Origin of the sequence: Mycobacterium decipiens (assembly GCF_963853665.1) — a bacterium.
In the GTDB taxonomy this organism is placed as follows: domain Bacteria; phylum Actinomycetota; class Actinomycetes; order Mycobacteriales; family Mycobacteriaceae; genus Mycobacterium; species Mycobacterium decipiens.
Map to the genome: position 1 here is coordinate 1,009,417 of NZ_OY970459.1, position 21,763 is coordinate 1,031,179.

Consider the following 21,763-nt stretch of genomic DNA (forward strand, 5'->3'; position numbering starts at 1 on the left):
CTCTGCGCTCGATCGGCTAGTTCGGATTGGCGCGCAGATAGCCGTAGACGCCGGCGAAGTTGCGGTTCACGTCCTCGGGAATGGGCACCGGTCCACCGAGAGCGCCTGCACCCCAAACGATTTGGGCGGTGCGCTCAACCAGGGCGGTGACGTGCAGGACCTTGTCGGGGCGGGGTCCGACGGCCACCAGCCCGTGGTTGGCGATCAGCGCTGCGGCGCGGCCTTCCAATGCTTTGACCGCGTTGCGGCCGACATCGGGTGTGCCGGACGCGGCGTACTCGGTGCACCGAACGTCCCCGCCGCAGTAGACCGCGAACTCGTCGATGCAGGCGGGAATCGGCCGGTGCGCGATGGCGAACATGGTGGCCCACACCGGATGGCTGTGGATCACGCTGCCGATGTCATCGAAAGCCTGATAACAGGCCAGGTGCAGCTGCATTTCCGTCGACGGCGAGCGGCCGTCCTTGGCTTGCAACACCGCGCCACCCGCGTCGACCAGCACCAGATCGTCAAGCGCCATGTCAGCGTAGTCGACCGACGACGGCGTGATGACCAGGTTGCCGTCCGAGCGCCGGGCTGAGATATTGCCGGCGGTTCCTTCGACCAGGCCCCGGCGCAGCATGTCCTTGGCGGCCGCCAGTACCGCGGCCTCCGGGTTGTCAACGGATTTCACGGATGTCATGAGCCGAGCACCTCCGGGTTGACGATATGGGTGGGCCTGGTGCCGGACAGTAGCGCGTCCAGATCGTCGGCGACCATCTGCGCCTGCCGGGCCTCGGTGTTCCATGTCGCCCCGCCGATGTGCGGGGTGAGAACGACGTTGGGCATGCTCACCAGGGGGTGATCGGTGGCCAGCCATTCGCCGGCGAAGTGATCCAGGCCGGCGGCGGCCACCGGGCCGCTACGCAGCGCGTTGACGAGCGCATCCGTGTCGTGCAACTGGGCCCGGGCCGTGTTCAGGAACACCACACCGTCGCGCATGGCCGCGAACTGCTCGACACCGATCATCCCGATGGTGTCGTCGGTGACCGCTGCATGCAGAGAGACGATGTCAGCCTCGGTCAGCAGCTCGTCGAGGCGGTAGTGCGCGTCGTCGTGGTATGGGTCGTGCGCGATTACCCGCAGGCCCAGCCCGGACAACCGCCACGCCACCGCGCGACCGACCGCGCCCAGGCCCACCAGCCCGGCGGTGAGCCCGGCGATTTCGGCTGCCCGGAACCGCTGATAGGGAATGGACCCGTCGCGAAATATGTTGCCGGACCGGACATCTGCGTCGGCGGATATCAGGTGGCGGGTGGCGGCCAGCAGCAGTGCCACCGTCATCTCGGCGACGGCGTCGGCGTTACGGGCCGGGGTGTTCAGCACGGGTATCCCGGCCGCGGTGGCGCCGGCGATGTCGACGTTGTTGGGATCCCCGCGGGTGGACGCGACCGCGCGCAAGCCCAGCTCGAACACCGGGCCGCTGACCGCGTCGGTTTCCACCACAACGACATCGGCGGCCTCGGCGGTGATTCGGTCAGCCAACTGCTCGGCGCTGTAGATTCGCAGCGGCCGCTGATCGATCCACGGGTCGTACACCACGTCGGCCAGCTGATGGAGGTGGTCGAAGCCCGGTCCCCGCAACGGAGCCGTGACCAGGGCACGCGGTCGAGACGTCACGTTTGCCAATGCTGGCGTACGGTTGCGCCCGTGTCACGCGAAGACGTCACAATCGGCATCGACATCGGCACCACCGCGGTCAAAGCGGTAGCGGCCGACGGGAACGGCCGCGTGATGGCGCGAGTACGGATTGGCCACCAGCTGCGGGTGCCGGCCCCCGACCGGCTCGAGCATGACGCCGACGAGGCCTGGCGGCGGGGACCATTGGCCGCCTTGCACCGGCTGATCCGGCCCGACACCCGGGCGGTGGCCGTTGCCGCGATGGTCCCATCGCTGACTGCCGTCGACGCTGCGGGCCGGCCGACCACAGCCGGGCTGTTGTACGGCGACGTCAGGGGTCGGGTGCCGAACGCGGTCAAGCAACCGCTGCCGTCGGTGGGTGAGGCCGCCGAGTTTCTGCGCTGGACGGCCGGCCAAGCGCCCGACGCGGCCGGGTACTGGCCGGCACCGGCGGTGGCAAATTACGCCCTGTCGGGTGAAGCGGTGATTGACTTTGCCACGGCCGTCACGACCCTACCCTTGTTCGACGGGACGGGCTGGAACCCGACCGCCTGCGCCGACTGCGGTGTGACCGTTGACCGGATGCCGCGGGTGGAGACGTTCGGAGTGGCCGCCGGGCAGGTGCACGGCACCGGTGCGACGCTGGCGGTGGGCGCTGTCGATGCCCTATGTGAGCAGATCGTGGCCGGCACCGACCGCGAGGGCGACGTGGTGGTGCTGTGTGGGTCCACCCTGATCGTGTGGACCACCATCTCGGTGGCCCGGCAGGTGCCGGGCTTGTGGACCATTCCGCACACGGCCGTGGGTAAGAGCCAGATCGGAGGTGCCAGCAACGCTGGCGGGCTGTTCCTCAACTGGGTCGATCGGGTGGTCGGACCGGGAGATCCAGCGAACGCCGATCCGCGGCGAGTGCCGGTGTGGTTGCCTTACATACGCGGCGAGCGCACCCCGTTCCATGATCCCGATCGCCGCGCCGTGCTCGATGGTCTGGACCTCACTCAGGACGCCTCAGCCGTGCGGCGGGCCGCCTACGAGGCGTCGGGATTCGTCGTGCGCCAGCTCATCGAGCTGAGCGGTGCGCCCGTGGCGCGCATCGTGGCGGCGGGCGGTGGGACCCGAATGCAGCCGTGGATGCAGGCTATCGCCGACGTGACCGGTCGGCCGGTGGAGGTGTCCGGGGTGGCCGATGGGGCGGCCCTGGGAGCGGCTTTCCTCGGTCGGATGGCGGTCGGCCTGGAATCCTCGATCGCTGACGCCGCCCGCTGGGCCTCCACCGGCCGCACCGTCGAACCCCGTCCCGCCTGGGTGGGTCCGACCAAGGAGCGCTACCGCCGGTTCCTGGCGCTCAGCGGCTCACAGTTGGCTTAGTCAAAACCTCTGCACGCCAATGTGGTTAGCGCCCAGATAGCCGTCGACGTCATTCGGTTGGAGGCGGCACGCTGCGATCGGCGGCGAACGCCGCACAACATTACCGCAAGACTGGTGAGTCGTTCTACGCTTATGCAATGACAGATCACGACCAGACCGCCGTCCGTCGAGAGATCGCGGATACTCTGCTCGCCGCACTCGAACGTCGGCATGAGGTCGCAGACGCCATCGTGGCGGCCGAGAACAAGGCCGCCGCGGTCGAGGCGATCGTGAACATGCTCGGCACGTCTCACCTGGCCGCCGAAGCGGTGATGAGCATGTCCTTCGAACAGCTCACCCAGACCGCGCGCAAAAAGATCATTGCCGAGCTCGACGACCTGAACAAGCAGTTGACCTTTACCCTCAAGGAACGTCCGGCCAGCTCCGGTGAGAGCCTGGAGCTGCGGCCGTTCTCCCCCGCTGAGGACCGCGACATCTTCGCCAGGCGAACCGAGGAAATGGGTGCGGCCGGCGATGGGTCCGGCGGACCTGCCGGCAGCGTCGACGACGAGATCCGAGCCGCGATGAAGCGCGTCGACGATGAAGAGGCGGCGTGGTTCGTGGCCGTTGATTCCGGCGAGAAGGTCGGGATGGTGTTCGGCGAGCTGGTCCACGGCGAGGTGGACGTCCGGATCTGGATTCACCCCGATCACCGAAAGAAGGGCTACGGCACCGCCGCGCTGCGCAAGTCGCGCTCGGAGATGGCATGGGCCTTCCCGGCGGTGCCGATGGTCGCCCGCGCGCCCGCGGCCCGACCCTCCTAACCGGGTCGCCGGGTACCTAGCGGTGCTGAGGTCCCCGCCGCGGTGTAGCTCAATGAGCAATTGGCTCACTCAGTGACGTCGTCAGCCCGGAAAGAGGGAGCTCAGTACGTGGCCCGCCTCTCGTCGAAAAGAAGTTCGTCTGACCTGGACCATCTCCTGTATTCGTTGTGACGTGCAAAACGGAATTCGATGTCGATTCCGCTTCGTGAGGCGTCCTGCGGGATATGAGCTACCTCGCCACGCTAACCAGCCAATTGGGAATTAGTATCCGTCGGCGGCAGGAAATTGATCTCCCCCAATCGAGGGACACACTGGCGCTCCTACGCATCCGAGACGTGCGAAATCCTTTTGGGGCAACGGAATCGAACCAGGCTGCGACCGCCGCCGTCGCCACGTCTCAGCGCGGTATGATCAACCCGCCGAGCTCTATGTCCACGACACCAGGTCGAGCCCAGCGGCGACGTTGTCGAGTCGATCGAGTTCAGGAATCGATTGAGCATCAATTCGTTCAGCGATGACAAGGGCGTGTTGCGTTGACTTCACGACGAAGGGCAGGACGTGTGATGTCTGGCCTGTGGCGGTGATCGGATGGGGCGTTACGACCGTACGCTCGCGCTGACGCGGGGCCAGCTCGACATTTGGCTCGCACAGGAGACGGGTAGCCCGGGGACGGATTGGCAAGCCGGTTGGTTTGTGGTTATTGCGGGCGCGGTTGATCCTGGTCTGCTTGTGCGGGCCATCGGCCAGGTGGTGGGTGAGGCCGAACCGCTGCGGGCCAGCATTATTGAGACGGGCGGTCAGCTTTACCAGAAGGTAGTTGATCATCCGGATGTTGCGGTTTCCTGTCATGATCTGAGTGGCTTGGGTGATCCCGTGCGGGAGGCCCACAGGCTGGCATCGTCACTGCAACGCACACCGATGCCATGGGCCGGGCCGCTTTTTCGATTCGGATTGTTCCGCACGCGGCCCGACGAGTACTACTTGTTTGTCTGCATTCACCATATCGTCATCGATGGATTCGGATCCGTGTTGCTGTGCAATCGGATCGCCGAGGTTTATTCCGCGAATTGTTCTGGAGCGCCGATTTCGGCTGCCCCGTTTGGCTCGCTGCGCGATCTGGTCGACTGCGAGTTGGATTATGAGGCCTCGCGCGACTATCTGGAAGACCGGACCTATTGGAAGGCGAATCTTCCGGCCGAGGGCGGTCTGGACTATCGGTTGCCGCCCGACCCGGGTGGCCGCGATTCGTGTTCGGCTACTGCGCCGGTGCGGCTAGCTGCCGCGGCGGTGGATCGAATTCAGCGGTTGTCCGAGACGCTGGATGTTCATCGATCATCGGTCATCACCGCGGCGTGTGCGCTGTTGGTGCGTGGGTGCGGTGGTAGCGGGTCGGAGGTGGTACTTGCCCTTCCGGTCACCAGGCGAACAAGCCCACCATTGAAGACTATTCCCGGGATGGTTGCCGGGGTGGTGCCGCTGGTGTTGACCGTGTTGCCCGGTGCCGCGGTTGCCGAGTTCTGTGAACACGTGGACGCCCGGATACGGGAGGCCCTGCGCCATCAGCGGTTTCCGGTACAAGTTGTGGACAACAAGGACCACGGCCGGGGCATAGGGCTGGCCGCGGGTAGGGTCACCGTAAATCTATTTCCATCGACAACTATTCTGCCTTTTGGCGGTGCGCCGGCCTCGGTGGTTTATACGAATGTCGGCCGTGTCGACCATTTCGGGCTGTTCTTCATGAAAGATGGTGACCGGCTTTTTCTGAGCACGGCCGGTGCTGGTCAACCATTTTCAGATCTCGACGTCTCCGCTCTAGCCAGTCGGTTGGAGAAGTTGCTGATGGTTCTAACTGCCGATCCGGGGCGGCCGTTGTCGGCGATCGACCTACTCGATGAGCATGAGCACACCCAGCTCGACACGTGGGGCAACCGGGGTGTGTTGACCAGCCCCGCACCCCCGACGTCGTCGGTTCCCGGGTTGTTTGCCGCCCAAGCCGCCCGCACACCGGATGCCCCGGCGCTGACCTACCTCGACACCACCATGACCTACCGCCAGCTCGAGGAGGCGAGCAACCAACTTGCCCACCTATTGGCCGGCTATGGGGTAGGCGGCGGTGACGTGGTGGCACTGTTGCTGCCCCGCGGCAGCCAAGCCATCGTGGCAGTCCTGGCCGTACTGAAAGCCGGGGCGGCCTACGTCCCTATCGACCCGGTGCACCCCGAGGCCCGGATCACCTTCCTCATCGAGGACACCACACCCGCGGCGGTGCTGACCACCAGTGAGCTGGCCTACCTGCTCGACAGCCACGACCTGATGATGATCGATGTCGACGAACCCGCCATCGCTACCCAACCCGGCACGGCCCTGCCGGCACCGGATGCCGCGGACCTCGCCTACATTCTCTACACCTCGGGCACCACCGGGGCTCCAAAGGGCGTGGCGATCACCCACCACAACATCGCCCGATTCATCGCCGCGCCGACCCCGTTCACGCTCACCGCCGGCCAAGCGGTAACCCAATGTCACTCCTACGGTTTCGACTTCTCGGTGTGGGAGATCTGGGGCGCGCTACTGCGCGGTGGGCGACTCGTGGTGGTGCCCGAGCAGGTGACCCGCTCGCCCACCGACCTACACGCCCTGCTGCTCGCAGAACGCGTCACCGTGTTCACCCAAACTCCCTCAGCTCTTGCGGAGTTGGCACCACAGGGCTTGGAATCGATGACCATCGTGCTGCTTGGCGAGGTCTGTCCGGATGAGTTGGTGGACCGGTGGGCGTCCGGGCGGGTAATGATCAACGCCTACGGCCCGACCGAAGCCACGGTGTGGGTGTCGATGAGTATCCCGCTTGAGCGGGGCTTGGTGCCGGCACCGATCGGGGCGCCGGTGTCGGGAGCGGCGTTGTTCGTCCTTGACGGGTGGCTGTGCCCGGTGCCGGCGGGTGTGGTGGGCGAGCTATATGTGGCCGGCCCCCAAGTGGGGTGTGGTTACTGGCGCCGTTCGGCGTTGACGGCGTCGCGGTTTGTGGCCTGCCCATTCGGGGGAGCCGGGGTGCGAATGTATCGCACCGGGGACTTGGTGTACTGGGGTGCCGATGGGCAGTTGCAGTTTGTGGGGCGCGCTGATGACCAGGTCAAGATCCGCGGGTACCGCATCGAGCCCGGCGAGGTCACTGCCGCGCTTAGCCAGCTGGTGGGGGTGGGCCAAGCGGTGGTGATCACCCGCGAGGACCGTCCGGGTGATAAGCGCTTGGTGGGCTACGTCACCGGTCAGGCCGACCCGGCCCAATTGCGCGCCGCGCTGGCCACCCGGTTGCCGCACTACCTGCTGCCCGCCGCGATCGTGGTGCTTGAACGGTTTCCGTTGACCGTCAACGGCAAACTCGACACCGCCGCCTTGCCGGCACCCGACTACGCCGCAACCGACGATTACCGGCCCCCCACCACCCCGGTCGGAGAAATCCTTGCTGGCATCTACGCGCAGGTCCTCGGGGTAGAACGCGTCGGCATCGACCAATCATTCTTTGATCTGGGCGGGGACTCACTGTTGGCGATGCGGGTGATCGCCGCGGTCAACACCACCCTGGATGCCCAGTTGTCGGTGCGTGCCCTGTTCGACACGCCCGCGATTTCCCAGCTCGCTTCCCGTATTGCTGCCGGATCCACGCCGCTGCCTGCCCTGGTGCCGGCTCGGCGGCCGGCGGCCGTTCCGCTGTCGTTTGCGCAAGACCGCATGTGGTCGGTGATCCAGATGCACGGGCCCTCCCCGGTCTACAACCTGCCCCTGGTGCTGCGGTTGTGCGGCACAGTGGATGTCGAGGCGTTGGGCCGCGCCCTGGCCGATGTGGTGCAACGCCACGAAACCCTGCGCACCGTCATCACCACCACCGGTGGCGCCGCCCAACAAGTCGTCCTGCCCGCCAACCAGGCGGACTTTGGCTGGCACATCGTCGATGCCACCGCGTGGCCGCCCGAGCGGCTCCATGGCGCCCTCACCACAGATGCCCACTACGCCTTCGATTTGTCCACCGAGATCCCGTTGCGGGCACGGCTGTACCGCGTCGCCGACGACGAGCACGTGCTGGTCATGAACGTGCATCACATCGCCGCGGACGGTTGGTCACTAGCGCCGCTGGCGGCCGATCTCAGCGTGGCCTACCGCAATCGGTGCGTCGGGCGGGCCCCAACCTGGGCCCCGCTACCCGTCCAATACATCGATTACACGCTGTGGCAACGCGAATACCTGGGGGATCTGGCCGACCCACAGAGCACCATCGCCACCCAACTGCGGTACTGGGAAAAAACCCTGGCCGGTGTCCCCGAACGCGTTGAGTTGCCCACCGATCGGCCATACCCGCCCGTTGCCGACCACCGCGGCGACACGGTGGCCGTGCACTGGCCGGCAAACCTACACCACGAGATCGCCCGCGTTGCCCGTGACCATCGCGCCACGAGGTTCATGGTGGTGCACGCCGGGCTGACCGCGCTGCTGTCCAAACTCACCGCCAGCGAGGACATCCTCTTAGGGTTCGCCGTTGCCGGACGCAACCACCCGGCGCTGGATGACCTGGTCGGCATCTTCCCGAACAGCGTGCTGCTGCGTGTCGAGGTAGCCGACGATCCCACTTTCGCGCAGTTGCTGGCCCAGGTCCGTGCGCGCAGCCTGGAGGCCTTCGACCACCAGGACGTGCCCTTCGGCGTTCTCGTCGACCGGCTCAATCCCAGCCAATCACTAAGCCACCGCCCCTTGAGCCAGGTGATGCTGGCCTGGCAAAACAACAAGCCCGCCGAGTGGGCGCTAGCCGGTCTGGACGTCACCACGATCCCGTTGTCGACCCACGTCGCCCGGATGGACCTGGTGTTTTCGCTCAGCGAACTCTTCAGCGACGCCGGTGAGCCCGCCGGAATCGGCGGCCTGGTGGAATATCGCACCGACGTCTACGACGCCGCCACCATCGACACCTGGATCAACCTGCTGGAGAAGCTGCTGTCGGCGGTGACCGCCGACCCGCAGCGACGGTTGTCCTCGATCTGACCGGCCTATACGCGCGTTGCAGTAATGGCAACGATGTTGCGGAAGTGGGCCAACGCATCGTCGTCGGGGAAGTCGCGGCCGTAGTTGGCGAACAGGTCCCGCCGTTTCTGGCTGGTCACCTGCCAGCCTCGATCCGTCAGGTAGTCAACGACATTGCTGCGCTTGCCGTCGTAGAACAATCCCGATAGGTCGATGTCGCAGCCCAAATCGGCCCACCGTTGGTTGAACAGCTGCGCGCGCTGCGTCATCGTCGGGCCGGATTCGGGATGGAATTCGGTGGCCAGCCGACTCCCGGGCGCGCTGAGCGCGGTGATGTTGTCGAAGAGCCGGTCCTGCGCGTCGGGTGGAAGGTACATCAGCAATCCTTCGGCGCTCCAGGCACTCGGTTTGGTGGCGCCAAATCCGCTGCGGCGCAACGCGGCCGGCCAGTCTTCTCGCAGATCGATGCTGACCGTTCGGCGGTGGGCGGCCGGGGCAACGCCCAGGGCCGACATGGCGGCGCTTTTGAACGCAATGACCTTGGGCTGATCGACTTCGTAGACCACACTGCCGCGCGGCCAGGACAGCCGATAGGGCCGAGCGTCGAGGCCGGCGGCCAGTATCACCGACTGGCGAATGCCGTCGCGACCGGCGGCGCGGAAGAATTCGTCGAAGAAGCGAGTGCGCACCGCGATCGAATCGGTCTCGAACTGCAAGGTCGTGCCGGTGTCCGGGGAGTCATCCTCGGATGCGAACGCCGAGGTTGGCAGGTCACCGTCTACCAGGCGGGTGAAGAAGTCGAGACCGACCGCCCGCACCAAGGGCGCCGCGAACGGGTCACTGATGATCGGGTCGCTCTCAGCGCTGGCCAGCGCCCGGGCGGCGGCGACCATCGTGGCCGTGGCACCAACGCTGGCGGCCAGATCCCAACTGTCTTGATCGGTGCGTGTCATGGGGCTTCCTAACTCAGTTCGGCCGAGACGTAGATCACCTCGCCGAACGGGGCGTCGTCGGCTTCGATCGGCGGCAGTTGGTGTTGGGCCAGCAGGTCGGTTGTGCTCACGCTAGCGGTCTGCCAGCCTTGGTCGGTCAGATAGGCTCCCGCGTCCGTGCGATCGTCGAAGTACACCAGGGCTGCCATGTCGAGGTTGAGGCCATGGCGGTTCCACCGCTCGGACAGGAGCTGCATGCGTTGCCGCAGTTCTTCTTCGTTGAGGTGATTGACGTCGGGCAGGCCTTCGGTGGCGAACCGGCTGCCCGGCGCGCTCTGCCCGGTGATCTGGTCAAGCAGCCGGTTCTGCGCATCCGCGGACAGATAGCCCAACAGTCCTTCGGCGATCCAGGCTGTTCGCTGCGCGGGGTCAAAGCCCGCTTCTTTCAGTGCGGCGGGCCAGTCGTCGCGCAAGTCAACCGCCACCGCGCGCCGATCGGTGGTGGGCGCCGCCCCCAGGTTGGCCAGCGTCCTGGTCTTGAAGTCGATCACCTGCGGCTGATCGACTTCGAACACGGTGGTGCCGGCCGGCCAGGGCAGCCGGTAAGCGCGGGAATCCAGGCCCGACGCCAAGATCACGGCCTGCCGGATCCCGGCGCGGGTGGCATCCAGAAAGAAGTTGTCGAAGTAGTGGGTGCGGATGGCCATCGCGTCGGCGAACCGCAGCAGGGCGTTGGCCTCGTCCTCAGCTAGCTCACCGAGATCCAGTTCGCCGCTGGCCACGCGCACGAAGAAGTCGACTCCGACCGCCCGGACCAGCGGTTCCGCGAACTGATCGTTGACCAGCGCGCCGCTGGCCCGACCGGCCACCGCCCGTGCCGCGGCCACCATGGTGGCCGTCAAACCCACACTGGACTCCAAGTCCCACGAGTCGCCGTCAAAGCGGGCGCTGCCCATTTGCGTCATCTGTTTCTCCTTCGATTGCCAGTACGGTGGCGGCCCGGAACGGGCATGTCTGCATCAGCTGTTAGTCTCTTACACGATTTGACGCGCGACGCCGTACGTCCTGGCCTGCGGGTGTTGGGCGCGTGATGCAGGATGACCCCCGGCTGCGCAGGAGGATAGAGTGCTTTCGGCTTTCATCTCGTCGCTGCGAACAGCCGACCTGAGACGGAAGATCCTCTTCACGTTGGGCATCGTCGTGCTCTACCGTGTCGGTGCCGCGCTGCCGTCCCCCGGCGTCAATTTCCCGAACGTGCAGCAGTGCATCAAAGAGGCCAGCAGCGGCGAAGCCGGACAGATCTATTCGCTGATCAACCTGTTCTCCGGCGGTGCGTTGTTGAAGCTCACGGTGTTCGCGGTGGGCGTTATGCCCTACATCACCGCCAGCATCATCGTGCAGCTGCTCACCGTGGTCATCCCGAGATTCGAAGAACTGCGTAAAGAAGGCCAGGCTGGTCAGTCGAAGATGACGCAGTACACCCGCTACCTGGCGGTCGCGCTGGCCGTGCTGCAGGCGACCAGCATCGTGGCGCTGGCTGCCAACGGCGGGCTGCTGCAGGGTTGCTCGCTGGACATCATCGCCGACCAGAGCATCTTCACGCTGGTCGTCATCGTGCTGGTGATGACGGGTGGCGCCGCGCTGGTGATGTGGATGGGCGAGCTGATCACCGAACGCGGCATCGGCAACGGCATGTCGCTGCTGATCTTCGTCGGCATCGCCGCCCGCATCCCGGCGGAAGGCCAAAGCATCCTGGAAAGCCGCGGCGGGGTCGTCTTCACCGCGGTCTGCGCGGCGGCGTTCATCATCATCGTCGGCGTGGTGTTCGTCGAACAGGGTCAGCGCCGCATCCCGGTGCAATACGCCAAGCGCATGGTGGGCCGGCGGATGTACGGCGGGACCTCGACATATCTGCCGCTCAAGGTCAACCAGGCCGGCGTGATCCCGGTCATCTTCGCGTCGTCGCTGATCTACATTCCACACCTGATCACCCAGTTGATTCGCAGCGGCAGCGGCGCCGTGGGCAACAGCTGGTGGGACAAGTTCGTCGGCACGTACCTGTCCGACCCGAGCAACTTGGTCTATATCGGCATCTATTTCGGCCTGATCATCTTCTTCACGTATTTCTACGTGTCGATCACCTTCAACCCCGACGAACGTGCCGACGAGATGAAGAAGTTCGGCGGCTTCATTCCGGGAATTCGGCCGGGGCGTCCCACCGCCGACTATCTACGCTATGTGCTGAGCCGGATTACCCTGCCGGGCTCGATCTACCTCGGCGTGATCGCCGTGCTGCCCAACCTGTTCCTGCAGATCGGCGCCGGTGGAACGGTGCAGAACCTACCCTTCGGGGGTACCGCGGTTCTGATCATGATCGGTGTCGGTTTGGATACGGTCAAACAGATCGAGAGTCAGCTCATGCAGCGCAACTACGAAGGGTTCCTCAAGTGAGAGTTCTGTTGCTGGGACCGCCCGGGGCGGGCAAGGGGACGCAGGCGGTAAAGCTGGCCGAGAAGCTCGGGATCCCGCAGATCTCCACTGGCGAACTCTTCCGGCGCAATATCGAAGATGGCACCAAGCTTGGCGTGGAAGCCAAGCGCTACCTGGACGCTGGTGACTTGGTTCCGTCCGACCTGACCAACGAACTCGTCGACGACCGGTTGAGCAGACCGGACGCGGCCAACGGATTCATCCTGGACGGATATCCACGCTCGGTCGAGCAGGCCAAGGCGCTGCACGAGATGCTCGAACGCCGGGGGACCGACATCGACGCGGTCCTGGAGTTTCGGGTGTCCGAAGAGGAGTTGCTGGAGCGGCTCAAGGGTCGTGGCCGCGCCGACGACACCGACGAGGTCATCCTCAACCGGATGAGGATCTACCGCGACGAGACCGCGCCGCTGCTGGTGTACTACCACGACCAGTTGAAGACCGTCGACGCCGTCGGCACCATGGACGAAGTGTTCGCCCGCGCGTTGCAGTCTCTGGGAAAGTAACCATGCTCCCACTGGCACGGCTGCGGGGTCGCCGCGTCGTGCCGCAGCGCAGTGCCGGCGAACTCGACGCGATGGCCGCGGCCGGCGCCGTCGTCGCTGCCGCGCTGAAGGCGGTCCGCGCGGCGGCGATTCCCGGGGCATCCACCCTGAGTCTCGACGAGATCGCGGAGTCGGTGATCCGCGAATCCGGCGCCACCCCATCCTTTCTGGGCTATCACGGCTACCCGGCGTCGATCTGCGCGTCGGTCAACGACCGGGTGGTTCATGGCATCCCATCGACCGCCGAGGTCCTCGCTCCCGGTGACCTGATATCCATCGACTGCGGCGCGGTGCTGGATGGTTGGCATGGCGATGCGGCGATCACCCTCGGCGTTGGAGCTCTTAGCGCCGCCGACGAAGCGCTGTCGGAGGCGACCAGGGCATCGCTGGAAGCCGGAATCGCCGCGATGGTTGTCGGTAATCGGTTGACCGACGTCGCGCATGCCATCGAAACGGGTACGCGGGCCGCCGAGGTCCGCTACGGGCGCTCGTTCGGGATCGTCGCCGGCTACGGGGGACATGGCATCGGCCGCCAAATGCATATGGATCCGTTCCTGCCGAACGAGGGTGCGCCGGGGCGCGGTCCACTGCTGGGGGCCGGCTCGGTGCTGGCCATCGAACCGATGCTCACGCTGGGAACCCGCAAAACGGTGGTGCTCGACGACAAATGGACGGTGACGACGGCCGATGGATCACGTGCGGCGCACTGGGAACATACCGTCGCGGTAACGGACGACGGGCCCCGAATTCTGACCCTTCTGTAGGTGAACCAAACCCTTACTCGACTCGTGTCAGTAAGCGGAGGTGATCGAGTGGCTCGTGTGTCGGGCGCCGCGGCCGCCGAAACCGCTCTGATGAAGGCGCTCTACGACGAGCATGCCGCGGTGTTGTGGCGCTACGCGCTGCGCTTGACCGGTGACGCGGCCCTATCCGAAGACGTCGTCCAAGAGACGCTGTTGCGGGCGTGGCAGCATCCCGAGGTGATCGGCGACACCGCGCGGTCGGCACGGGCGTGGTTGTTCACCGTTGCTCGCAACTTGATCATCGACGAGCGACGCAGCGCGCGGTTCCGCAATGTCGTCGGTTCGATCGACGAACCGGGCGCGCCGGAGCAGTCGACGCCGGATGAGGTGAACGCGGCACTGGATCGGTTGCTGATCGCCGACGCGATGGTCCAACTGTCCGCCGAGCATCGGGCCGTGATCGAGCGGTCCTACTACCGCGGATGGTCGACCGCACAGATTGCTACAGACCTCGGAATAGCAGAAGGAACAGTGAAGTCGCGATTGCACTACGCCGTGCGCGCGTTGCGGCTCACGCTGCAGGAACTCGGAGTTACACGATGACGGCAGAGCCTATCCACGGTGCTGCCGGCTCCGAATACGTGAGAGTGACAGGAGAGAGATGACATGATTACGCCGCTACACGGACTTGGCCCGCCAGGTGACCCAGGTGTGCGCGACGTGTCTACGGGTGACAACCACCGCTACGCGATGTGGGATGCCGCTTACGTTTTGGGGTCACTGTCCGCGGCAGAGCGCCGCGAGTTCGAAGCGCACCTGGCCGGCTGCCCGGCATGCCGGGAGGCCGTCGCCGAACTCAGCGGTGTGCCCGCCCTGCTCTCTCAGCTCGATCGTGACGAAGTGGCCGCGATTAGTGGACCCGACCCGGCTGTGGCGGCTCCGGAGTTGTCGCCGGAGTTGTTGCCGTCGTTGCTGGCGACGGTGCGCTGGCGCCGTCGTCGTACTCGCCTGGCCACCTGGGTCGCCTCGTCGGCCGCTGCCGTGGTGCTAGGGATCGGTGTGCTGGTCGGTGTTGCGGGCCACTCCGCAGCTCCGCTGCAGGTGACCGCGGCGGCACAGCCGATGGCACAAGTCGGGACGACGCTGTTGACCTCGACGGTGTCGGTCAGCCCCGAGCACTGGGGGACGTTCATCAACCTACGGTGCGTCTGCCTGGCGCCGCCGGATGCTCACCATGACACGCTGGCCATGGTCGTGGTGGGTCGCGACGGCAGCCAGACCCGGCTGGCGACCTGGGTGGCCGAACCGGGCCACACCGCGACGCCCGCCGGCAGCATTTCGACGCCGGTCGACCAGATCGCCGCCGTACAGGTCGTAGCCGCTGATAGCGGCCAGGTTCTGTTGGAGCGGTCGCTCTAGTTCCGCCAGGGCAGTGAACTAGAAGCATTTGCGTGTCGTGTTAAAGGCATGCCCAGGAAGCACCGGGTGGTCGACTACGTCGTCGAGCGGCTTGCGGCAATGGGAGTTGACCACGTCTTCGGGGTGGACGGCGCCAACATCGAGGATCTGTACGACGCCGCGCACTTTCACTCGTCGATCACCGCGGTGCTGGCCAAACACGAGTTCTCCGCTGCCGCAATGGCCGACGGATACAGCCGCAGCGGGGCGGGTCTAGGCGTCGTCGCGGCGACCTCCGGTGGTGGTGCGCTGAATCTTGTGGCGGGCCTAGGAGAGTCGCTGGCCAGCCGAGTTCCGGTGTTGGCGCTGGTTGGTCAAACCGCAACAACGATGGACGGCCGGGGTAGTTTTCAAGACACCAGCGGCCGCAACGGATCGCTGAACGCCGAGGCGGTGTTTGCTGCGGTGTCCTTGTCATGCGAGCGCGTGCTCACGCCGGCCAGCATTGCCGCGGCGTTGCACCGAGCGATTGCCGCGGCGCGCACCGGCGGACCGGCGGTGTTATTGCTGCCCAAGGATATTCAGCAGGGATATGTTGAGACGGGCGACCACCGGCAACATTCGCCGGACGTGCGGCGCATCGGCGATCCGCATCCCATTGTGCGGGTCCTGCGCCACACGAATGGTCCGGTCACGATCATCGCCGGCGAGCAGGTGGCCCGCGACAACGCCCGTGCGGAACTCGAAGCGCTGCGCACGCTGTTGCGCGCGCGGGTGGCGACCGTCCCCGACGCCAAGGATGCTGCCGGAACACCGGGCTTCGGATCATCGTCGGCGCTGGGGGTAACCGGTGTCATGGGCCACCCGGGTGTTGCCGAGGCGGCGAGGGCCAGCGCGGTGTGCGTCGTCGTCGGCACCCGGCTGTCGGTGACCGCGCGCAGCGGCCTGGAGGACGTGCTGGCATCCGTGCAAACGGTGTCGATCGGATCTGCCCCGCCGTATCTTCCGTGCACCCATGTGCACACCGACGACTTGCGGAGTTCGCTGCGCATGCTTGCTCAGGCAGTTTCCGGACGTGGACGGCCCACGGGCGGGCGCGTGGGCGACGTCGTGGCGCGCACCGAACTGAACCCACCGCCCTGTACCGGTGCGGGTGTGCGGTACCGCGACGCCATGGCGGTGCTGGATGGTGTGCTGCCCGACGGCGCGGACATCGTGGTCGACGCCGGCAACACCGGCGCGGCCGCGATCCACTACCTTCCGGTTCGTCGAGGCGGCAGATTCGCGGTCGCGCTCGGGATGGGCGGCATGGGGTACAGCTTCGGTGCTGGCATCGGGATGGCGTTCGGGCGCAAGAACAGCGGACGACCCGCGGGGCGAACCGTGGTAATTGCCGGAGACGGCGCATTCTTCATGCACGGCATGGAGGTGCACACCGCCATTCAGTACCGGCTTCCGGTGACATTCGTCTTGTTCAACAACAATGCCCACGCCATGTGTGTGACCCGCGAACAGCTATTTTACGACGACCTGTACAGCTACAACCGGTTCCGCTCCAGCCACCTGGGTTCCGGTGTGGCAGCCATGTTCCCGGGGTTGACCGCCGTCGATGTGGCCGACCTCGACCAGTTTGGCGCGGCATTGGTCTCGGCGCTGCATGTCGATGGTCCGGCGGTGGTCAGTGTCGGATGTGCTGCCGACGAAATCCCGCCATTTGCACCGTTCCTCATCGGCACACCAACCATAAATGCTGCTGCAGAAGAGATTACGATCGCGAAGGAGAGTCGAACCGATGTCGCTGCCAGCGCTTGACGATATTGTCGCTCACACCGGAACCCTCGAACCCATCGACGGGGTGACCCGGATCGAGACCAGCCCCAAGGAGAAGGCTACCCCGATCATCATGGACATGATGCGGTCGGTGTACCCGCATGATCAAGTGTTCGGCGAGTACTGCACCGTCAACGACTTCATCGACTGTCCGCCCGACGAGCTGTTCGAGTACATGGCCGATACCCGCAGCCTGGAGGAGTGGACCTACAGTCTGCGCGGCTTCACGCCCACCGACGAACCGGGCCTGTGGCTGGCCTACGATCGGCTCGGTTCGGGGACCAAGATCTACACCCGCACCGTCACCAACGAGCAGGCCCGGACCGTCGATTACCACTGCGCATGGGATCAGGGCAAGCACCTCTGGATGGTCTACCTGATGCGCGTCATTGACGCCCAGGTGGTCCTGGACAAGCCCGGTTCGGTTGTGCTGTGGACCAATTGCCACCACCCCTTCTACGACGACAACCCGTATCCGGAGACCGCGCCGGGCCAGCGCACGGTTTGGGTCGGCGACTTCTGGGACATGTTCGGCGCCGGTCATCTGCTGGAACTGAAGAACCTGAAGGCCATTGCCGAGTACCGGCATCACAACGGTCTGCCGGTCACGCCCATCTGGATGAGGTGAGTGGCATTGTGAACTCGTCCACCGTCAGTCTGACCGACGTTTCCAGCTACCTGCCTGGTCCGCCGATCGGGGCCGATTACTACGCGCGGTTCGCCGAGTCCGACGACCTGCGCGACAATGTGATGTTCCGCGCGCCCGCCTTTCGTCATCACGTCGCGCCGGATGAGAGTGCGATCGACATGGTCGAGCGTGCGGCACAGGGTTTGATCGAACGACACGGCGAGGACGTCATCGCCGGTGCCGATGTGTTGATCACCCACACCCAGGCACCGGATCTGCCCTTCTATGGCGCCGGCGGCGGCATCGCGCATCGGCTGGGCATGCGGCCCTCCTGGGTGCTCGACCTGCACAACGGCGGGTGCGCGGTGTTCGTATTGGCGCTCAACGTAGCTCGTCAACTGCTGGCCTCAGGCTCCGGGCGCACGGCTTTGATCGCCGTCGCCCAGAACGCCGCCGGCCAGGTCTTCGATCAGCCCGGAGTGCGCCGCAAAGCGCAGGCGTCTGTCCCCGGTGACGGTGCCGCGGTCGGCCTGGTGACGCGCTCCGACCAGTCACCCATTCTTGATATCGAGTGCCGCACCTACGGCGAGTACGCCGGCGAAATGACACTCGCCCCCGACCCACCGCGCAAGTGGTGGCAGCCCGGGCCCGGCGAGCTGTGCATTGGCTTCACCGAGGGCAAGATCACCAAAGTGCTGGCGCGTGGCAATCGGCAGGTTCCCGAGGTGGCGTTGGCGGTGTGCGATCGAATCGGCTTGAGTTCCAGGGACATCGACCTGCTGATCACCAACCAGCCCAACCGGGCGTTCCTGCGCAACTGGCGTGAAGCGCTCGAGCTGCCCGCCGAACGTCATCGGGACACCTTTGACGAGTGCGGCAACCTGTTCGGTGCGGGCATTCCGATCAACCTGGATCGGGCGATATCCGACGGCCAGGTCAGATCCGGCGACCTGGTCATGATGGCGGCGTTCGCGCACGCCGGCGATTTCGCCGGTGCTGCGGCGGTGCGCTGGGGCGGGCGGGTCTGATGCGATCCATCGTGGGGCTTGACACCGCGGAGCTCGACGACGCGTTGCCGAACGCGGTCGATCCGTTCGCGTTGTCGCTCAACGAGAATCCGTTTCCGCCGCTTCCAGCGGTGCGGGCGGCGTTGATTCGCTCGATTGATGCGGCCAACCGCTATCCCGAGTTTCTGCCGGGGCGATTGTGCAGCTTGATCGCCGGCCATATCGGCGTGCCCGCCGACCAGGTCGTGTTCGGCGCCGGCGCGACGGGTGTGGTGCTACAGGCGCTGCGGGCGCTGACCTCTCGGGGCGACGTGATGGTCATGGCCTCACCGACCTTCGACGGATATCCGATAGTCGCGCAAATGGCGGGGTTGACCGCGGTGACCGTTCCGCTGGACGGCAACGGGCACCACGATCTCGACGCGTTGGCCGACGCCGCAGCGAACGCGCGGGTGGTGGTGGTGTGCCGGCCGCACAACCCGACCGGCACCCTGGAGCCGGCGGCCACCGTCTTGACATTCCTGCACCGAGTGCCGGGCGACAGCATCGTGCTGCTCGACGAGGCGTATATCGAATTCGCCGCGCCCGAACACCGCATCGACGTGTTGAGGTTGCTAGCGCGTTTCCCCAACGTGGTAGTGGTGCGGACTTTCTCGAAGGCCTACGGGCTGGCGGGACTGCGAATCGGTTACGGCCTGGCGTCGGTGGAGCTGGCGCGGGCGCTCTGGGCTCAGCAGCTGCCGTTCGGCATAGCGAGCACCAGTCTGCTTGCGGTTGCGGCCTCCTACGCGGCTGAAGAGCAACTGTTGCACAGGATCCGGCTGATCACGGCCGAGCGCCGTTATCTCCGGATGCGCTTGAGTGCGATGGGGATCTACACCACCGACGCGCACGCCAACTTCACCTATCTGCCGGCGCGGGGCCCGCTGTGGCATGAAGTCTTCGCCGACACCGGGCTACACGTCCGGTTGTACCCGGACGGCGGCGCACGAATCACGGTCGGTAGCCGCGCGTCTACCATGGCGGTGCTTTCCGCGGTCGAGAAGTCCGCTGCACCAACCGGAAGTTGAATCCCGAGCCCTGCGAAACTCATACCGGGAGTGTCCTTTTCGATGACGAATGCCGATATGCCACGCGAGCCTCTCGTCACGAGCTGTCTAACGCCGCAGCGAGCAGTGCCGCGGCAGCTTTGAGAAGGCCGTTGGTGCGCTTGAGTTCTGAGTTCTGTTCCTTCAGGTGCGAAAGTTGGGTGGACGGCTCGGCGGCCACAGTCGAATCATCGACTTCGCGCTTGAGCAGCTCGTGCAGTGTCTCGGTGATCGTGTTGCCACGCAGGTCGGTCACCGCTCGAATCGCCATCCGCTCCATGCCGTGGCGGCCGTGAACTGAGGCGACCGTACGAACCTCCTCGCGATGCGATGTCCCGTTGACCCGACTGGCCCCGTTGACCGCGGCAGCATGCGCCGGTGTGCGTCCGTTTTGTGTCGTGGGCAGACACGGCCGGGCCAATTGATGGTCTGGCTGATTGGTGATCTCCGCGTTGACGGAACGGGCGGCCGCTTCCTGGCGGTCCAGCCGCTGCCGGAGCTCGGCCTCCTGCTGACGAACCTGGGCTTCCCGCCGATCGAGCTTGGCTTGCTGGTCGTGGAGTTCGGTTTGTCGCTGGGCGAGGCTGGCTTCGCGCTGAGCGAGCTTGGCTTCAAGCTGGCAGAGCTGATCTTCGTGCTGGTGGAGCTGGTCTTCTTGCTGGTGGAGCTGGTCTTCTTGCTGGTGGAGTTGGTCTGTGTGCTGGCGGAGCTGGTCCTCGTACTGACGCAGCTGCACTTCATAATGACGGAGCGCGGCTTCCCGCTCGGCGATTGCGGCTTCACGCTGAGCGAATCCCTCATCGCGGTTGACGAGCTCGGCGTTGCGATTGCGGAGTTTGGACTCCTGGTCGATGTGTCGGGTCAGCTCGTCCTCGACCAGGTCGATGAAGAGATCGACCTCTTGCTCGCTATAACCGCGCTTGCCAATGCGTGGGCGAGAGAACGCGACGTTGTGAACGTCAGCTGGAGTCAACACCATTGTTCTTCTCCGCGAGTCTGCGGGGGAATCTCGACGAAACCTAGGATAGCCCTTTGTTTGCTGCCGTCCCTGCGTTGGTGCTGTGGATCGGCCGCCGAAATCCTTGGTGCCGAAGGCGATGCCGAACCAACGTCGGTAGAGCCCGGAGGAGATGCCGCGCCGATCTCCCCGGGGGTCGACCGGGCGCGGGACAAGTGCGGTAAGAAGGGGCGTGGCTGCTTCCAAGAAGCGTGACCCCATCGCTGCGGCACGGGCCAACTGGGAACGCGCCGGGTGGGGTGATGTGTCGCAGGGCATGGTCGCGGTGACATCGGTGATGCGTGCGCATCAGATCTTGCTGGCCCGCGTCGAGGCGGTGCTGCGCCCCTATGACCTGAGCTTCTCCCGGTTCGAGCTGCTGCGGTTGTTGGCATTCAGCCGCACCGGAGCGTTGCCGATCACCAAGGCGTCCGACCGGCTGCAGGTTCATGTCACCAGCGTTACCCACGCGATCCGACGGCTCGAAGCCGACGGATTGGTGCAGCGGGTTCCGCACCCCACCGACGGGCGGACCACGCTGGTGCAGATCAGCGAGCTGGGCCGCGCAACGGTCGAGGATGCCACGGTCACGCTCAACGAGCAGGTGTTCGCCGATATCGGGATGGCCGCTGACGAATCGGAGGCGCTGGTGTCGTCCATCGAAACGTTGCGCCGCAACGCGGGCGACTTCTAGATTGAACCGAGAAGGGCAGGAACAGTGGACCCACTAGTTGCTCACCAGCGCGGCCAGGACGTATTCGCCGGCGTTCTGGTCAACGTCCGGCCCGATCAGCTCGGCGCGCCCACGCCCTGCTCGGATTGGACCGTTGGCGACCTGATCGAGCACGTCATCGGCGGAAACGAGCACGTCGGGCTGTGGGCGGCCAGCCCGGTCGAGCCGCCGGCCCGGCCCGACGACATCGTTGCGGCCCACCGGACCGCCGCCGCAGCGGCTCACGAGGTATTCGCTCGGCCGGACGGGATGTCCACCACATTCAAGCTGCCGTTCGGGGAGATCCCCGGACAAGTCTTCATCGGGATGCGCACCACCGATTTGCTGACCCATGCGTGGGATCTCGCAGCCGCCACCGACCAATCCACAGATCTTGATCCCGAGTTGGCGGCCCAGCTGCTCGCTTTCGCTCGGGTCTCGGTGGAGCCCCAGTTCCGCGGGCCGGGCCAGCCCTTCGGCGATGAGCAGCCGTGTTCCGCGGGGCGCGCGCCGGCCGATCAACTGGCCGCGTTCCTGGGCCGGAAGGTGCAGTGAA

19 protein-coding genes and 1 pseudogene are annotated in these 21,763 nt (G+C 65.6%); 14 read left to right on the forward strand and 6 right to left on the reverse strand.

Features of this window, described 5'->3' with window-relative positions; all coding sequences use genetic code 11:
• Positions 1-16 precede the first annotated feature (16 nt).
• Both AADZ55_RS04595 and AADZ55_RS04600 read right to left on the reverse strand, forming a co-directional pair.
• The gene (locus AADZ55_RS04595) at positions 17-682 is read right to left on the reverse strand and encodes an L-fuculose-phosphate aldolase (protein ID WP_085323068.1); all 666 of its coding nucleotides are present in this window, start codon (positions 680-682) and stop codon (positions 17-19) included.
• Positions 679-1,659: an NAD(P)-dependent oxidoreductase gene (locus AADZ55_RS04600; RefSeq protein WP_085323069.1), complete on the reverse strand. Its 981-nt coding sequence runs from the start codon at positions 1,657-1,659 to the stop codon at positions 679-681. The genes AADZ55_RS04595 and AADZ55_RS04600 overlap by 4 nt, the downstream gene beginning before the upstream one ends.
• A gap of 30 nt (positions 1,660-1,689) precedes the next feature.
• On the opposite strand from AADZ55_RS04600, the gene AADZ55_RS04605 reads away from it, so the two are divergent.
• The 3 genes from AADZ55_RS04605 (at position 1,690) to AADZ55_RS04615 (ending at position 8,861) form a co-directional block, all read left to right on the forward strand.
• A complete protein-coding gene (locus AADZ55_RS04605; protein WP_085323070.1) occupies positions 1,690-3,027 on the forward strand; it encodes a xylulokinase in 1,338 nt (445 codons plus the stop codon).
• A 137-nt stretch (positions 3,028-3,164) separates the two neighbouring features.
• The gene (locus tag AADZ55_RS04610) at positions 3,165-3,830 is read left to right on the forward strand and encodes a GNAT family N-acetyltransferase (RefSeq protein WP_085323071.1); all 666 of its coding nucleotides are present in this window, start codon (positions 3,165-3,167) and stop codon (positions 3,828-3,830) included.
• A 588-nt stretch (positions 3,831-4,418) separates the two neighbouring features.
• Complete coding sequence (locus AADZ55_RS04615) at positions 4,419-8,861, forward strand: non-ribosomal peptide synthetase (protein ID WP_085323072.1); 4,443 nt, start codon at positions 4,419-4,421, stop codon at positions 8,859-8,861.
• A 5-nt stretch (positions 8,862-8,866) separates the two neighbouring features.
• On the opposite strand, the gene AADZ55_RS04620 is transcribed toward AADZ55_RS04615, so the two are convergent.
• Positions 8,867-9,793 (reverse strand): SAM-dependent methyltransferase, encoded by a 927-nt coding sequence (locus tag AADZ55_RS04620; RefSeq protein ID WP_085323073.1) that lies wholly within the window; start codon positions 9,791-9,793, stop codon positions 8,867-8,869.
• Positions 9,794-9,801: 8 nt separating this feature from the next.
• Positions 9,802-10,737: a class I SAM-dependent methyltransferase gene (locus tag AADZ55_RS04625; protein ID WP_085323074.1), complete on the reverse strand. Its 936-nt coding sequence runs from the start codon at positions 10,735-10,737 to the stop codon at positions 9,802-9,804.
• 160 nt (positions 10,738-10,897) lie between these two features.
• Between AADZ55_RS04625 and secY the strand changes: the two genes are divergently transcribed.
• The 9 genes from secY (at position 10,898) to AADZ55_RS04670 (ending at position 19,480) form a co-directional block, all read left to right on the forward strand.
• Positions 10,898-12,223, forward strand: coding sequence for a preprotein translocase subunit SecY (gene secY, locus AADZ55_RS04630; protein WP_085323075.1), 1,326 nt, complete (start codon positions 10,898-10,900; stop codon positions 12,221-12,223).
• Entirely contained in the window at positions 12,220-12,765 is a 546-nt protein-coding gene (locus AADZ55_RS04635) for an adenylate kinase (RefSeq protein ID WP_085323076.1), read from the forward strand. The genes secY and AADZ55_RS04635 overlap by 4 nt, the downstream gene beginning before the upstream one ends.
• Before the next feature lie 2 nt (positions 12,766-12,767).
• Entirely contained in the window at positions 12,768-13,568 is an 801-nt protein-coding gene (gene map, locus AADZ55_RS04640; RefSeq protein ID WP_085323077.1) for a type I methionyl aminopeptidase, read from the forward strand.
• A gap of 48 nt (positions 13,569-13,616) precedes the next feature.
• A complete protein-coding gene (locus tag AADZ55_RS04645) occupies positions 13,617-14,150 on the forward strand; it encodes a sigma-70 family RNA polymerase sigma factor (protein ID WP_085323078.1) in 534 nt (177 codons plus the stop codon).
• 63 nt (positions 14,151-14,213) lie between these two features.
• Positions 14,214-14,966, forward strand: coding sequence for an anti-sigma factor (locus AADZ55_RS04650; RefSeq protein ID WP_085323079.1), 753 nt, complete (start codon positions 14,214-14,216; stop codon positions 14,964-14,966).
• A 48-nt stretch (positions 14,967-15,014) separates the two neighbouring features.
• Positions 15,015-16,757, forward strand: coding sequence for a thiamine pyrophosphate-binding protein (locus tag AADZ55_RS04655; protein ID WP_085323080.1), 1,743 nt, complete (start codon positions 15,015-15,017; stop codon positions 16,755-16,757).
• Positions 16,738-17,403, forward strand: a complete 666-nt coding sequence (locus AADZ55_RS04660; protein ID WP_085323081.1) for an SRPBCC family protein — start codon at positions 16,738-16,740, stop codon at positions 17,401-17,403. The genes AADZ55_RS04655 and AADZ55_RS04660 overlap by 20 nt, the downstream gene beginning before the upstream one ends.
• An 8-nt stretch (positions 17,404-17,411) precedes the next feature.
• The gene (locus AADZ55_RS04665; RefSeq protein WP_085323420.1) at positions 17,412-18,431 is read left to right on the forward strand and encodes a 3-oxoacyl-ACP synthase III family protein; all 1,020 of its coding nucleotides are present in this window, start codon (positions 17,412-17,414) and stop codon (positions 18,429-18,431) included.
• Complete coding sequence (locus tag AADZ55_RS04670; protein WP_085323082.1) at positions 18,431-19,480, forward strand: pyridoxal phosphate-dependent aminotransferase; 1,050 nt, start codon at positions 18,431-18,433, stop codon at positions 19,478-19,480. Before AADZ55_RS04665 ends, AADZ55_RS04670 begins: the two co-directional genes overlap by 1 nt.
• Positions 19,481-19,556: 76 nt before the next feature.
• On the opposite strand, the gene AADZ55_RS04675 is transcribed toward AADZ55_RS04670, so the two are convergent.
• Both AADZ55_RS04675 and AADZ55_RS23465 read right to left on the reverse strand, forming a co-directional pair.
• Entirely contained in the window at positions 19,557-19,769 is a 213-nt protein-coding gene (locus tag AADZ55_RS04675; RefSeq protein ID WP_165759310.1) for a hypothetical protein, read from the reverse strand.
• A gap of 639 nt (positions 19,770-20,408) precedes the next feature.
• Positions 20,409-20,774, reverse strand: a pseudogene (locus tag AADZ55_RS23465) (hypothetical protein); the annotation flags it as partial.
• Here AADZ55_RS23465 and AADZ55_RS04685 point away from each other — a divergent pair.
• Both AADZ55_RS04685 and AADZ55_RS04690 read left to right on the forward strand, forming a co-directional pair.
• Positions 20,689-21,189 carry a MarR family transcriptional regulator gene (locus AADZ55_RS04685; protein WP_085323083.1) on the forward strand — a complete coding sequence of 167 codons (501 nt, stop codon included), beginning with the start codon at positions 20,689-20,691 and terminating at the stop codon, positions 21,187-21,189. The pseudogene AADZ55_RS23465 and the gene AADZ55_RS04685 sit on opposite strands and share 86 nt — an antisense overlap.
• Positions 21,190-21,213: 24 nt before the next feature.
• The gene (locus tag AADZ55_RS04690; protein WP_085323084.1) at positions 21,214-21,762 is read left to right on the forward strand and encodes a TIGR03086 family metal-binding protein; all 549 of its coding nucleotides are present in this window, start codon (positions 21,214-21,216) and stop codon (positions 21,760-21,762) included.
• Position 21,763: the final 1 nt, after the last annotated feature.

Excerpts from the sequence above, each read along its gene's own strand:
- AADZ55_RS04595 (WP_085323068.1), bottom strand. The coding sequence starts at position 682 with ATGACATCCGTGAAATCCGTTGACAACCCGGAGGCCGCGGTACTGGCG.
- AADZ55_RS04610 (WP_085323071.1), top strand. The coding sequence starts at position 3,165 with ATGACAGATCACGACCAGACCGCCGTCCGTCGAGAGATCGCGGATACT.
- AADZ55_RS04615 (WP_085323072.1), top strand. The coding sequence starts at position 4,419 with ATGGGGCGTTACGACCGTACGCTCGCGCTGACGCGGGGCCAGCTCGAC.
- AADZ55_RS04620 (WP_085323073.1), bottom strand. The coding sequence starts at position 9,793 with ATGACACGCACCGATCAAGACAGTTGGGATCTGGCCGCCAGCGTTGGT.
- AADZ55_RS04625 (WP_085323074.1), bottom strand. The coding sequence starts at position 10,737 with ATGACGCAAATGGGCAGCGCCCGCTTTGACGGCGACTCGTGGGACTTG.
- map (WP_085323077.1), top strand. The coding sequence starts at position 12,768 with ATGCTCCCACTGGCACGGCTGCGGGGTCGCCGCGTCGTGCCGCAGCGC.
- AADZ55_RS04650 (WP_085323079.1), top strand. The coding sequence starts at position 14,214 with ATGATTACGCCGCTACACGGACTTGGCCCGCCAGGTGACCCAGGTGTG.
- AADZ55_RS04655 (WP_085323080.1), top strand. The coding sequence starts at position 15,015 with ATGCCCAGGAAGCACCGGGTGGTCGACTACGTCGTCGAGCGGCTTGCG.
- AADZ55_RS04660 (WP_085323081.1), top strand. The coding sequence starts at position 16,738 with ATGTCGCTGCCAGCGCTTGACGATATTGTCGCTCACACCGGAACCCTC.
- AADZ55_RS04670 (WP_085323082.1), top strand. The coding sequence starts at position 18,431 with ATGCGATCCATCGTGGGGCTTGACACCGCGGAGCTCGACGACGCGTTG.
- AADZ55_RS04675 (WP_165759310.1), bottom strand. The coding sequence starts at position 19,769 with ATGGCGATTCGAGCGGTGACCGACCTGCGTGGCAACACGATCACCGAG.